General features: G+C 70.3%; 11 protein-coding genes and 1 tRNA gene. 4 read left to right on the top strand and 8 right to left on the bottom strand.

Annotation, left to right across the window (positions count from 1 at the left end; all coding sequences use genetic code 11):
• Positions 1-64: 64 nt before the first annotated feature.
• From QCZ28_RS29835 to argS, 3 genes are read right to left on the bottom strand one after another with little or no spacing between them, the layout of a single operon-like run.
• Positions 65-1,375 carry a homoserine dehydrogenase gene (locus QCZ28_RS29835; RefSeq protein WP_279519761.1) on the bottom strand — a complete coding sequence of 437 codons (1,311 nt, stop codon included), beginning with the start codon at positions 1,373-1,375 and terminating at the stop codon, positions 65-67.
• A gap of 8 nt (positions 1,376-1,383) precedes the next feature.
• Positions 1,384-2,769, bottom strand: a complete 1,386-nt coding sequence (gene lysA, locus QCZ28_RS29840) for a diaminopimelate decarboxylase (RefSeq protein ID WP_279519732.1) — start codon at positions 2,767-2,769, stop codon at positions 1,384-1,386.
• A gap of 1 nt (position 2,770) precedes the next feature.
• Positions 2,771-4,438, bottom strand: coding sequence for an arginine--tRNA ligase (argS, locus tag QCZ28_RS29845; protein WP_279519733.1), 1,668 nt, complete (start codon positions 4,436-4,438; stop codon positions 2,771-2,773).
• 97 nt (positions 4,439-4,535) lie between these two features.
• On the opposite strand from argS, the gene QCZ28_RS29850 reads away from it, so the two are divergent.
• Both QCZ28_RS29850 and QCZ28_RS29855 read left to right on the top strand, forming a co-directional pair.
• Positions 4,536-5,342, top strand: a complete 807-nt coding sequence (locus QCZ28_RS29850; protein WP_279519734.1) for a DUF3105 domain-containing protein — start codon at positions 4,536-4,538, stop codon at positions 5,340-5,342.
• 8 nt (positions 5,343-5,350) lie between these two features.
• Positions 5,351-6,022, top strand: a complete 672-nt coding sequence (locus QCZ28_RS29855) for a DUF305 domain-containing protein (protein ID WP_279519735.1) — start codon at positions 5,351-5,353, stop codon at positions 6,020-6,022.
• Between the two features lie 543 nt (positions 6,023-6,565).
• On the opposite strand, the gene QCZ28_RS29860 is transcribed toward QCZ28_RS29855, so the two are convergent.
• Complete coding sequence (locus QCZ28_RS29860) at positions 6,566-6,787, bottom strand: hypothetical protein (protein ID WP_279519736.1); 222 nt, start codon at positions 6,785-6,787, stop codon at positions 6,566-6,568.
• Positions 6,788-7,063: 276 nt separating this feature from the next.
• Between QCZ28_RS29860 and QCZ28_RS29865 the strand changes: the two genes are divergently transcribed.
• Positions 7,064-7,756 (top strand): winged helix-turn-helix domain-containing protein, encoded by a 693-nt coding sequence (locus QCZ28_RS29865; RefSeq protein WP_279519737.1) that lies wholly within the window; start codon positions 7,064-7,066, stop codon positions 7,754-7,756.
• 90 nt (positions 7,757-7,846) lie between these two features.
• Positions 7,847-7,921, top strand: a tRNA-Arg gene (locus tag QCZ28_RS29870).
• 137 nt (positions 7,922-8,058) lie between these two features.
• Here the strand turns inward: QCZ28_RS29870 and QCZ28_RS29875 are convergent.
• The 4 genes from QCZ28_RS29875 to QCZ28_RS29890 all read right to left on the bottom strand — a co-directional run bounded on the left by QCZ28_RS29875 (position 8,059) and on the right by QCZ28_RS29890 (position 12,636).
• The gene (locus tag QCZ28_RS29875) at positions 8,059-9,426 is read right to left on the bottom strand and encodes an integrase (RefSeq protein WP_279519738.1); all 1,368 of its coding nucleotides are present in this window, start codon (positions 9,424-9,426) and stop codon (positions 8,059-8,061) included.
• The gene (locus QCZ28_RS29880) at positions 9,423-9,617 is read right to left on the bottom strand and encodes a helix-turn-helix domain-containing protein (protein WP_279519739.1); all 195 of its coding nucleotides are present in this window, start codon (positions 9,615-9,617) and stop codon (positions 9,423-9,425) included. Before QCZ28_RS29880 ends, QCZ28_RS29875 begins: the two co-directional genes overlap by 4 nt.
• 488 nt (positions 9,618-10,105) lie before the next feature.
• Complete coding sequence (locus tag QCZ28_RS29885) at positions 10,106-11,665, bottom strand: hypothetical protein (protein ID WP_279519740.1); 1,560 nt, start codon at positions 11,663-11,665, stop codon at positions 10,106-10,108.
• Positions 11,662-12,636, bottom strand: a complete 975-nt coding sequence (locus tag QCZ28_RS29890; RefSeq protein ID WP_279519741.1) for a bifunctional DNA primase/polymerase — start codon at positions 12,634-12,636, stop codon at positions 11,662-11,664. Before QCZ28_RS29890 ends, QCZ28_RS29885 begins: the two co-directional genes overlap by 4 nt.
• Positions 12,637-12,647 lie beyond the last annotated feature (11 nt).

The raw sequence follows: 12,647 nt of genomic DNA on the forward strand, positions 1-12,647 counted from the left end.
AGGGCAGACCCCGACCAACCCACCTGACGGGACGCGCGAGCCGTCCCGTCGATGGTGCAACGACTCAGGCGTCGCCCTCGACCCGCAGCACACTGGTCACCGACCGGACAATGTCCAGCCCTCGCAGCTCGCCGACGGTCGCCGCGAGCGCGGCGTCCGGGGCCACGTGCGTGACGATGACCAGCTCGGCGTCGCCGTCGCGACCCCCCGGACCGCCCGCCGAGCCCTGCCGCACCGTCGCGATCGACACGTCGTGCCGGGCGAACACGCTCGCCACCGACGCCAGCACACCCGGGCGGTCGGCCACGTCGAGGCTCACGTGGTAGCGGGTCAACGCCTCACCCATCGGCCGGACCGCCAGGTCCGCGTACGCGCTCTCGCTGGCCGCGCGCACCCCGGCGAGCCGGTTGCGGGACACCGCGACCACGTCGCCGAGCACCGCGCTGGCGGTGGGCGCCCCGCCGGCGCCCCGACCGTAGAACATCAGCTGCCCGGCCGCGTCCGCCTCCACGAAGACCGCGTTGAACGCGTCACCGACGCTGGCCAGCGGGTGGCTGCGGGGGATCATCGCCGGGTGCACCCGGACGCTGACCGTCTCCCGGCCGGTGGGGTCCACGCCCCGGGCCGCGATGCAGAGCAGCTTGATCGTGCAGCCCATGGCCTGGGCGCTGGCCATGTCCGCGGCGGTCACCTCGGTGATGCCCTCGCGGTGCACGTCGGCGGCGCCGACCCGGGTGTGGAACGCCAACGAGGCGAGGATCGCCGCCTTCGCCGCCGCGTCGAAGCCCTCCACGTCAGCGGTCGGGTCGGCCTCCGCGTACCCCAGGGCGGTGGCCTCGTCGAGGGCCTCGGCGAAGCCGGCGCCGGTCGCGTCCATCGCGGAGAGGATGAAGTTGGTGGTGCCGTTGACGATGCCGGTGACCCGGTTGATCCGGTCGCCGTGCAGCGACTCGCGCAGCGGGCGCAGCAGCGGGATGGCCCCGGCCACCGACGCCTCGTAGTAGAGGTCGCCGCCGCCCTCGGCGGCCGCCTCGTGCAGGGCCACCCCGTCCTCGGCGAGCAGCGCCTTGTTGGCGGTGACCACGCTCTTGCCGGCGCGCAGCGCCTCGACCAGCCAGCCGCGGGCCGGCTCGATGCCACCGACCACCTCGACCACCACGTCGACGTCGTCGCGCTTGATCAGGCCGAGCGCGTCGGTGGTGAACAGGTCCTCGGCGACCGGCAGGTCACCCCGGTCGCGGCCGAGCCGGCGGACGGCGATGCCGGCGATCTCCAGCGGAGCGCCGATCCGCGCGGCCAGGTCGGCCGACTGCTCGTGCAGCAGCCGGACCACCTCCTGGCCGACAGTGCCACAGCCGAGCAGCGCCAAGCGCACAGGTGACGTCATCCAACATCCAATGCGAGCAGGTCCTCTTCGGTTTCCCGCCGGACGATCAGGCGCGCCTGGCCGTCGCGCACCGCGACCACCGGTGGCCGGGGCACATGGTTGTAGTTGCTGGCCATGCTTCGGCAGTACGCACCGGTGCCGGGCACTGCGACAAGATCTCCGGGCTGCACGTCGGCGGGCAGGAATTCATCCTTCACCACGATGTCCCCGGACTCACAGTGCTTTCCCACCACGCGGGCGAGCAACGGCTGCGCGGTCGAGGCGCGCGAGGCCAGCGTCGCCGAGTAGGACGCGTCGTACAGGGCGGTGCGGATGTTGTCGCTCATCCCCCCGTCGACGCTGACGTACGTCCGGAGGCCGTCGAGATCCTTGACCGTGCCGACCTCGTAGAGGGTGAACACGGCCGGCCCGACGATGGCCCGGCCCGGCTCGATCGACAGGTGCGGCACCGCCAGGTTCTCCGCGGCGCACTCCGAATCGACGATCTTGCGAAGTCGCTTGGCCAGATCCTGTGGTGTCGCCGGGTCGTCCTGGGTGGTGTACGCGATGCCGAAGCCGCCGCCCAGGTCCAGCTCGGGCAGCTCCACCCCGCGCGCGTCGCGGATCTGCGCCTGGAGGGCGAGCACCCGGCGGGCCGAGACCTCGAAGCCGCTGGCGTCGAAGATCTGCGAGCCGATGTGCGAGTGTAGACCGCGCAGCTCCAGCACACCCTCGTCGAGGATCTTGAACGCGGCGTTCGCGGCGGCCCCGCCCGCGAGGGAGAAGCCGAACTTCTGGTCCTCGTGGGCGGTGGCGATGAACTCGTGGGTGTGCGCCTCGACGCCCACGGTGACCCGGACCAGCACCCGGGGCCGGACCCCGCGCTCGCGGGCCAGCGCGGTGAGCCGGTCGATCTCGGTGAACGAGTCGACGATGATGCGGCCCACCCCGGCGTCCAGCGCCCGGCCCAGCTCGGCGACCGACTTGTTGTTGCCGTGGAAGCCGATCCGCTCCGGCGGCATCCCGGCCGACAGCGCGGTGGCCAACTCGCCGCCGGTGCAGACGTCCAGGTGCAGGCCCTCCTCGGCGATCATCCGGACCACCGCCCGGCAGAGGAACGCCTTGCCCGCGTAGTAGACGTCCTCGGTCGGGAAGGCCGCCCGGAAGTCACGGCAGCGCGAGCGCAGGTCGGCCTCGTCCAGGACGTACACCGGGGTGCCGAACTCGGCCGCGATGTCGCGGACGCTCAGGCCCGCGACGGCGACCGCGCCGTCCGCGCCGCGCGTCACGCTGCGCGGCCACAGCGCCGGCACGAGGGCGTTGACGTCGGCAGGGGTACGCAGCCAGGCCGGCCCCTGGTTGCTGATGTCCGCGTGCAGCGCACCAGCCTCATGAGCCCTCATGTCACATCCTCTCGGGGGCGGAGACGCCGAGCAGGTGCAGACCGTTGGCGATCACCGTGCGGGTGGCGTTGTTGAGCCAGAGCCGGGCGCGGTGCAGGTCGGTGACCTCCTCGTCGCCCAGCGGCAGCACCCGGCAGTTGTCGTAGAACCGGTGGTAGGAGGCGGCGACGCTCTCCTCCAGGTAGCGGGCCACCCGGTGCGGCTCGCGCAGCTCGGCGGCGGTGGCCACCACCGCCGGGAACTCGGCGAGCGCCTTGAGCAGCTCGTTCTCCTTCTCGTGGTCGAGCAGCTCCGGGCGGAACGCCTCGGCGTCACCCGGAACCAGCCCCACCTCGGCGGCGTTGCGGGCCACGCCCGCCGTCCGGGCGGCCACGTACTGCACGTAGTAGACCGGGTTGTCGCGGGTCGCCCGGGTCCACAGCTCGATGTCGATGTCGATCGGCGAGTCGCTGGAGTAGCGGGCCAACGCGTACCGGGCGGCGTCCACGCCGATCGCCTCGACCAGGTCCTCCAGGGTGATCACCGTGCCGGCCCGCTTGCTCATCCGCATCGGGGCGCCGTCGCGCAGCAGGTTGACCAGCTGCCCGATGAGGATCTCCAGGTTGCGCTCCGGGTCGTCGCCGAAGCAGGCGGCCATCGCCTTCATCCGGCCGATGTAGCCGTGGTGGTCGGCGCCCAGCATGATCACGACCCGCTCGAACCCGCGCTCGCGCTTGTCCAGGTAGTAGGCGCAGTCCGCGGCGAAGTACGTCCACTCGCCGTTGGACTTGCGCAGCACCCGGTCCTTGTCGTCACCGAAGTCGGTGGTACGCAGCCAGGTGGCGCCCTCGGACTCGTACAGGTGTCCCTGCTGGCGCAGCCGGGCCAGGGCGAGGTCCAGCTCACCCCGGTCGTGCAGGTCCTTCTCGTTGAAGTAGGTGTCGAACTCCACCCCGAAGTCGCGCAGCGAGCTGCGGATCTCGTCGAACATCAGCGCGACGCCCTCGACCCGGAAGATCTCCTGGGCGGCGTCGTCGTCGAGCGAGCGCACCTCCGGCCGGCGGGCCTGCACCTCGCTGGCGATCTCGGCGATGTACGCCCCGCCGTAACCGTCCTCCGGAGCCGGCTCGCCCTTGGCGGCGGCGAGCAGCGACCGGGCGAACCGGTCGATCTGCGAACCGGCGTCGTTGAAGTAGTACTCCGTGCCGACCTGCGCGCCGGTGGCCCGCAGCAGCCGGCTCAGCGCGTCACCGACGGCCGCCCAACGGACCCCGCCGATGTGCACCGGCCCGGTCGGGTTGGCCGAGACGAACTCCAGGTTGATCTTCTCGCCGGCGAGCCGGTCGCTGTGGCCGTACTCCGAGCCGGCCTCGACGATCATCCGCGCGAGTTGACCGGCGGCAGCGGCGTCGAGCCGGATGTTCAGGAAGCCTGGCCCGGCGATTTCCACCGATTTCACACCCGCCGCCCGACCCAGCTCGTCGGCCAGGGCCGTCGCCAACTCCCGGGGCGGGACGCCCACCTTCTTGCTCAACTGCAGCGCGAGCGTCGAGGCGTAGTCGCCGTGCTCGGGGTTGCGCGGTCGCTCCACCACCGTGCTCGCCGGCAACGCGGCGCGGTCGAGGCCACGCTGGTCGAAGACGGCGTGGGCGGCGGCAAGGACGACCGAGGCTAGTTCTGCAGGAGTCACCCATCCATGTTATCGGGGGTAGACTCGGGCACTCGGCGGCTCCCCTGCGCGTCATCCGGCCCGCCACTCCCCTGACCGACCGACTTGACGAGGCACGATGAGCATCAGCACCCCGGGTGGCCCTGAGCGCCGCCCGACCGTGGTCAGCACCGGCAAGAAGCCGGCCGCAGGCCGGCCGGCGTCCGGCGCCAAGGCCGGCTCCGGCAAGCCGGCGGGCAAGCCGGCAGGCTCCCCCCGGGCCGGCGGCAAGGGCCCGCGCAAGCCGGTCACCCCGGTCAAGGTGAGCCAGGGCCGCGCCTGGGGTCCGATCGCGCTCTTCGTCGCGGTGGGCGTGCTCGCTGCCGGCATCATCGGGTACGGCGCCTGGGCGTCGTTCCAGGGCTCCAAGCCGTGGGACAAGCGGGCCAACGCCATCGACGGCATCGTCAACATCCGCAAGTCCGACCCGGACAGCCTGAAGTACGAGTCGCACAAGTCGGGCCCGCTGACCTGGAACTACTCGCCTCCGGTGGGTGGGGTGCACAACGCCGCCTGGCAGAACTGCATGGGCGACGTGTACGACGCCCCGATCGCCAACGAGCACGCGGTGCACAGCCTGGAGCACGGCGCGGTGTGGATCACCTACCGCCCCGACCTGCCGAAGGACCAGGTCGACAAGCTCGCCGGCAAGGTGCGCGGCGTCGAGAAGACCTTCATGAGCCCGTACGAGGGCCTGGACAAGCCGATCTCGCTGCAGGCCTGGGGCTACCAGCTCAAGGTCGACAACGCCGACGACTCGCGGATCGACGAGTTCATCAAGGACCTGCGGGTGAACGCCTCCGCCGAGGGCCCGACGGCGCTCTGCAACACCGGCATCACCGCCACCGGCACCACGCCGCGTGAGCTTCAGCAGCCCACCCAGTAAGGACCGCAATGACCGCTCCGGCGACCACCGACAGCGAGCACGACGACATCCCGGCCACCCCGGACGAGGGTGGCCGGGCCCCGGCGTCGCGCTACGGCGTGCTGGCGCTCGCCATCATGCTGGTGGTGGGGCTCCTCCTCGGGTACGCAGGCGGTCTGCTCACCCCGCGGCTCACCCAACCCGGTGACGCCTCGGTCGAGGCGGGCTTCGCCCGGGACATGACCACCCACCACGCGCAGGCGGTGGAGATGAGCCTGATCGCGTACCGGTCGGCGACCCTCCCCGAGGTGCGGCAGATCGCTGTCGACATCGCCACCGGGCAGCAGGGCGAGATCGGCGCCATGCAGACCTGGCTGCGCGAGTGGGGCCTCAGCCCGACCGGGTCGAAGCCGCCGATGTCGTGGATGTCCGACGGTGCCACCGTCAAGGACGGTCTGATGCCCGGCATGGCCACGCCGCAACAGATGACCGCCCTGCGCGAGGCTCAGGGCATCGATGTCGACCGGCAGTTCCTGGCCCTGATGTACGACCACCACCTGGGCGGCATCCACATGATCGACGCGGCGCTCGGCGCCACCGACAACGCCGAGGTGCTGCGGGTGGCGAACACCATGAAGGCCACCCAGCAGACCGAACTGAACAACCTCCGGCAGCTCCAGGCCCAGGCAGCCAAGGGCTGACCGACCCACGGGCACACCGGGCCCGCGTCTCCGCCGAACGATGGCGGGACGCGGGCCCGCCCCGTACCAGCCATACCTGCCGATGCCCAGCCCACGCACCCGGCCCATTGCCCACGCCCGACCCACGCCCGACAACCCACGCCCGACCCACGCCCGACAACCCACGCCCGGCCCCGCCCGACCGATGCCGGCCCCGCCCGACCCACGCCCAGCCCCGCCCGACCCATGCCGGCCCACGCCCGGCCCATGCCCAGCCCCGCCCACGCCCGGCCCCGCCCTTGATCGACTCGGGTTTCAGGAAACTGGGGTGTCGACGTGAGCGGGACACCACGACTTCCTGAAACCCGAGTCGATCAACGCCCACCGGCCAGCTTGCGCCTTACCCCCGCCCCATCGGGCCTGCCCGCCACCCGGGCGTCCCGACGTTTCCCAGCGCCCCGGCCCTCCCCGCCACCTCGCACCTCGCCGGTGATCGACTCGGCTTTCAGAAAGCCGGGCTGTCAAGGCGACCGCGACACCCCAACTTTCAAGAACCCGAGTCGATCAACGGACCCGCCCGTCGGCATGCGCCCCGACCACCGCACGCTGTTCCCCGCCTTCCGAACTCCCCGACGACCCGATCTCCCCGGCCACCTGCCCCGACCCCCGCTCCCCTCCCCGGCCCCGGTCACTCGGCCACTCGACCACCCCGACCACCCCGACCACCCGACCACCGGCCACCGGCCACCGGCCACCGGCCACCCGACCACCCGACCACCCGACCACCCGACCACCCGGTCACCCGGTCACCCGGTCACCCGGTCACCCGGTCACCCGGCGGATGATCGACTCGGGTTTCAGGAAACTGGGGCGTCGACGTGAGCGGGACACCACGGCTTCCTGAAACCCGAGTCGATCAAGGCGCGAGCAGGGCGGCTTGTGCCCCGAAAGATACCCTTTGTCCCTTGTGGGGTTATCGCGAGGCACGGGCGATTACGTTGCTTAGAGAGTTTTCTCCACACATATCGTGACCAGTTGCGATTCGGGCTCGTTGCCCAAGACGTGGGGGTTGCACTCAGAGACGCACGGCGTTCGGTCACCAGCTGGTGCCGACGCCACACCATCGGTGGTGACGGGGCGGTGGCAGCCGTCCGTCGCGGACAGCGGCAGGGCGAGCCGGGAATGCTCAGCCGCGAACAGGAACTCGAGTTGATCGACACGCTGCGGGGCGTCCACCCCGACGAGTTCGGCCTGGACGAGGAGTTGTGGACGCGGCAGAGCCTCACCACGCTCATCCAGCGGCGCTTCGACCTGCCGTTGGACGCCGGCGCCGTCGGGGCGTACCTGCGGGCCTGGGGGTTGGGTCCGCGGGAGCCGCGCGAGCGGGCCTGCGGGCTCTGCGTCAGTGCGGTCGAGCGCTGGGTCCGCAGCGAGTACCCGGCGATCACCCGGGCCGCCCAGGAGCACCTCGCGGAGGTCTACTGGATCGGCCGGGTCCGGCTGCGCGGCACGATGCCGGCCGCCGACGTGATCTCCGCCGTCTCGTCCCGCGGCCGGGTCCGCTTCATGATCACCACACCGACCGTGGACCCGCCGCTACCCCGCGACTTCGTGCTGCGGCTCAGCGGCGAGGAACAGCGCACCGTGCACCTGATCGTGGACGGCTCCTGGCCCCGCAACGAGTGGCCCCGCCGACTCCCCCGGCGGATCGTCCTGCACCCGCTGCCAAGCTGCGGACGGGCGGTAGCCGCCTGAGCGCCGGGTGGGCCGGTCCGACACGATCGGCTCACCCGATACCGATTCGGCGTACGCACAGGAGGTTTGCTAGTCTTCTCCAGTCGCTGAGCCCCCGTAGCTCAGGGGATAGAGCACCGCCCTCCGGAGGCGGGGGCGCAGGTTCGAATCCTGCCGGGGGCACCATCCATGACCAGCACGAAAAGGCCCTTGACCAGGGGAAACCCGGTCAAGGGCCTTAGTCGTGTGTCCGGCTGTGTCCGGCCGTCACCGGCCCGTGGCGGGTGTCTGTGCCATATCCCTGCCAAAGTTCGGAGGCTCGGTCAGTCGTGGCCGAACGCTCGTTCGACGCGCTGCCGGAGAGCGGCCTCACCACCGTCTAGGCACTTGGCGTAGATCCTGAGCAACACCTCCACCGACTGTCCGGCCCAGTCGGCTACCTGCGTCGGCGGCACTCCCCCGTTGAGCTGTGTCGATACGGCAGCATGCCGAAGGTCGTACGGGGTGCGTGCCAGCGGGGAGGCGTAGACCTCGGGAGTGAACACGGCAGCACGCGCCCACCGCCACACACGGTTGATTGTCCCCTTGGGCAATTCCTCCTTGTTGCGCTCCCCCACAAACAACCGGCCGTCCGGGCCGTATCCGAATAGCTCGATATGGGCGTTGATAATTGCGGTTAGTTCGGGTGGACAGGGAACCGTTCGCGTCTCCCCTCGGGCGCGCTGCTTGAGCTGGCGGCTGTCCCGATTCTTTCCGCTGTCGGTCCATTCCCGACCCGCGTGCGGGTTAGCTCCGTCGAGCGTGAATTCTCCCCAGCCCTCTTCCGGTAGGTGAAGGTTCGGCTTTGCGAGGCGAACCGCTTCCTCCGGTCGCATAGCCGCGTAGTAGAGGCAGGCGTAGAAGGCGACCATGCGCGGACCAATGCGCCCCTGTTCCCGCACCCCGTTCAGCAGCGTTCGCACCTGAACCGGGTTGGCCACTGATCGCCGGTCGATCGTCACAACGGTTTTTGGTGGCTTCCACTTCAGTTGCGGCAGCGGGTTTGCCAGCAGCACGCGCCTTTCCACTGCGTATTCGATTGCCGTGTTAAAAATCTTCCGGCGGCGACTGATGACGCTCGGCGCGGCCGGTGCACCGTCGAGTCGCACTGTGAGGCCATCCAGCACCGGCCGCAGCACTTCCGCGCGGCTAAGGCTTGCCACGTCACGAGTGTTCCGCTTAACCCAACTGAGTACCTTCGCCACGTTGGCGGGCATGTCCTCGGCGTTGCGGCGGGCGGTGTTGAATGCCCAACGGCCCAGGGCGTGGCGAAGCAGCTTGCCGTCTGGTCGCCCCTTTCCATTAGTCAGCATGAGTACGGTAAGCGCGGTCAGCGCTTCGGCGTGAGTGCGTCTAGTCGTGGCAGCCACGTGCGGCCATTTCATATCGGCAAATGAACACGCCAGGTCATACCACGACATGGCAACTGTTTCACGCCGCATGGTGACCGGACGCCCCGATTCGACGTCGAACGCTTCGCCCTTTCGAGCAGCCGTTACCAGTTCAGACCGGAAGCTTTCCGCGAGAGCCTTTGTCTTAAACACCTCTTTACGTGGCTGACCGGCAACCTGCCAGCGAACACGGTAAGTGCGCCCCTTCTTTCCTTCGTACGTTTCGGTCGTCCAGATGCGTACGTCATAGGTGGTGTTCAAGCGGCCTCCTCATAGAGCGATTCAAGCCAGGATTCGTAGTCGCGCCGCTCGATCCGGATTTCTCCGTTCGGCAGCTTCCGGGCGGGCGGACCTTTGCGCTTTGCGCGCCAGTCGTAGAAGGTCGACCGGCTAATCCCAAGGTCGTCGCAAACATCGGAGATGGTGAGGTGTCGGTTTGCGGGGGTGGCCATAGGGCGTCCTTCCACGAAGGGGCGCGCAACGCCCCGATTCGAACGCTGATGGCCCTCCGGCTCACATGGGCAAGCCGAGAAGGGTCGGGGTGGTGGTGCGGCAGGATGGCGTAGGACGGCCCGCTGAGAGCGCCGTAGACGCAAGATCCGGGCAGGGTTGGAGTAAGACATAGGGCCGGATCGGCTGTGTGGCTCTCAGCGGGCCGCGTCCGTGGTCCGTCGCGGCCGGTCGGTTGTGCTGCGCCAGAGCGGCTGAACCATCTCCGCATCTCCGCATCTCCGCAAACATGGCTGTGAGCTGGGCAAATGCTTGCGGAGATGGAGCGGGGTGGTGAGGGGTCATCTCCGCAAAGAGCCGGGATCTCCGCAGTTGGTTGCGGAGATGCGGAGATCGATGATCCTCTCTGGTCTGATCTCCGCAGAGTGTTTCCCCAGGTGGTGAGGGGTCGGTGCGGCGTTGCGGAGATGCGGAGATGGTTCAGCGGGTTTCACCCCTCGTGCTGCTCGACCCAGAACACGGCCCGGTCGCCCCGGTCGTTGCGGCCGGCCCGGACAACGTGGTCACCGCGCCACCGCCCGGCCTGCCCGGTCAGGAGTCGGCCAAGTTGCAGCGGGTTGGGTAGCCGGCCGTTGTGGGTGGTGATGAACTGCCCATCCCACGGGTCGTTCACGTCGCTACCGAGGTGCATCGGCTCGCCGTCTTGCCGCAGCTCGGCGGCGGTCATCGCACGGCCGCCGTGGCGGTCGTGCCAGCAAGTGAGGAACGCGCGCCAGCGCGTTTCGTCTTCATCGATCTCCCGAATGTCCGCCGCGTTGGTCAGGAACCCATCGATCCCGTGATGCGCCAGAAACCCGCCGAGGGCTTGCGCCCATGGCGTGAACTGCCGCATCGACAACCCCGACACCCGAGGTGCACCCCGGCGCGTCCAATCGAGGACCAGCACCAGCAGGTGCCACAGGACGGTGAGTTGGTTCGCCGGGTCGGTGATCCACTGGTCAAGGTGAGGGATGCCGAACCCGCGTTGGTCGCGCAGCTCGGGGCGGGGCATGTCCGGGTCGAGCCGTACCCGCACGGTGCGGGATGCCATGTCGCCACCGACTTGGAGGTTGTTGCCGGTGGCCATCCATAGCCGGTCGTTGACGGTGGCGACGTTGCGCGACGCACCCAACTGCCGGTCGGACCAGACACCGGAGGTGACGAGCTGGGCGAGCACGGCCGAGTCGATGACGGTTCCCTCGGCCAGGTTGTCCCAGATCACCACACCGACCTGCTCGGCCAGCACCGCCGTGATGGACTTGCGCAACTCTTCATCGGAGTACGCCCACGTCATGACCCGCTGCCCATAGAGCATCCCCGGCCCAGCGGTCAGGATCGTCTTACCGCTGGATGGCATGGTGGCGTCGATCAGCGCGAACGGCGTCAGGGAGCGGGTGAAGTGCCGCAGGATCGGCGTGGCCAGAAGCGCCACGTAGTTGGCCCTGTCGGCAGCGGATGCCCACGGGAAGTCCCGCAGGAACCGGCCGAGCAGGAACGTGCGCGCCTCGTCTACCTGCTCCGGCGTCGGCTCGTCCGGCACCGGCGGCAGCGCCACCTTAGACGCCAGGTAGAGGCCGGTCGCCGGGTCGTAACCCGGTTGCTGCAACAGGGTGCCGTCCCGGCGCAGCACCGGGGCACCGATGATCCCGCGCAGCGGCGGCACCCCAGGCCACGTCTTCCCGGCCAGCACCGACGACAGGATGTCCCGAGGTGGGGTCACTTCGTCTTCGTAGACCTCGGGATCTCCGGTGTCGCTCTTGCGGGTCTTGAGCCGGTACACGTAGGCGTGCTCGGCAAGCAGCCCGGCCAGCCCGGCAGGGTTGACCATGCTGGCCGACACCGGCAGCGGCGAGTCCTCATCGGCGGCGGTCGCCAGCCCACCGGACACGGCCTCCATGTGCACCAGGGAACCGGCGGACACGTAGGTGTCGGGTAGCAGCCCGTCGACCAGCGCGGCTTTGAGCACGCGGATCGTTTCGGGACCGGAGCCGATCTGCAACCGGGTCGTCATGCCGCCGCCCTCCCCACCCCGGAGAGGGTGCGCGGGTTGTTCGCCCCGGTCCGCAGCCCGGACGCGATCGTGCGGGCGACCTCCCCGGCGGGCAGGCCGAGCGACAGCGCGGCCGGTTCCAACACGGCGGTCACGTCGGCGTCGGTGAGCGCTCCCCCGGCGACGAGCTGCCCGAGCGCCACGGCTGAGGCGAACAGGGCGTGATTGCGCTGCCCCTCCGGTGCTGCGGTGAGGTGGTCGACCTGCCGGCGGATCGCTGCCGCTAGGTACGCGCCGCGCCGATCCGGCGGCAGCGCTACCGGGGCGGGCCGGTGCGCGGGTCGCGGGGCGGGGGCGAGCAGTCCGGCCAGCCACGCGGGCAGCGGCGCGGGGTCGCAGTCCAGCGCCACCGCGTAGGGGTGGCCGGCGGCGGTGCTTGCGGCGCCCACGACGTAGCCGCCGTGGGCGCGGGTGTCGACCTTCCACCCCAGCCCGCCCCGGTCGCCGGTCGTGTTGCGCAACGCCGTGCCGGTGGGGTGGCGGTAGTAGAGGTGGCTGCCGCCGCTGGCCGTGGTCACGGTGTACGTGGCGTCGATGCCGCCGTGCGCGGCGGCGAGGGTGGCGAACACGTCCAAGCCGTCACACGCCCCGGCCCACCGTGGCGGCGGGGTGTCGTCGGCGTGCTTGGGCACGTCGAGGTCGACCACGACCAGCCCGGACGGGCCGCACGCGATGCCGATCCCGTAGGGGCGGGTCGACCACGCCCGGCGGATGCGCTGCGGGTCGGTGGTGGCGCGTTCCTCCCAACCGACGTGACGGCCGGCGGCGCGGCAGCGCGGGTCGAGGCGGGGGCAGTGCTCGGCGGTGCAGCGGTTCGGGAACGCGGGCCGCTTGGCCGCATCCGGGTTGTCGGGCTGATCGTCGGGACGCAGCGGAAAGACGTGCCAGCCGCGCGCAGCGTGCGCGAGCGCGGCGGTCAACAGGTCAGGCATGGGGCATCTCC

This window comes from Micromonospora sp. DH14, from assembly GCF_029809455.1.
GTDB lineage: Bacteria > Actinomycetota > Actinomycetes > Mycobacteriales > Micromonosporaceae > Micromonospora > Micromonospora parva.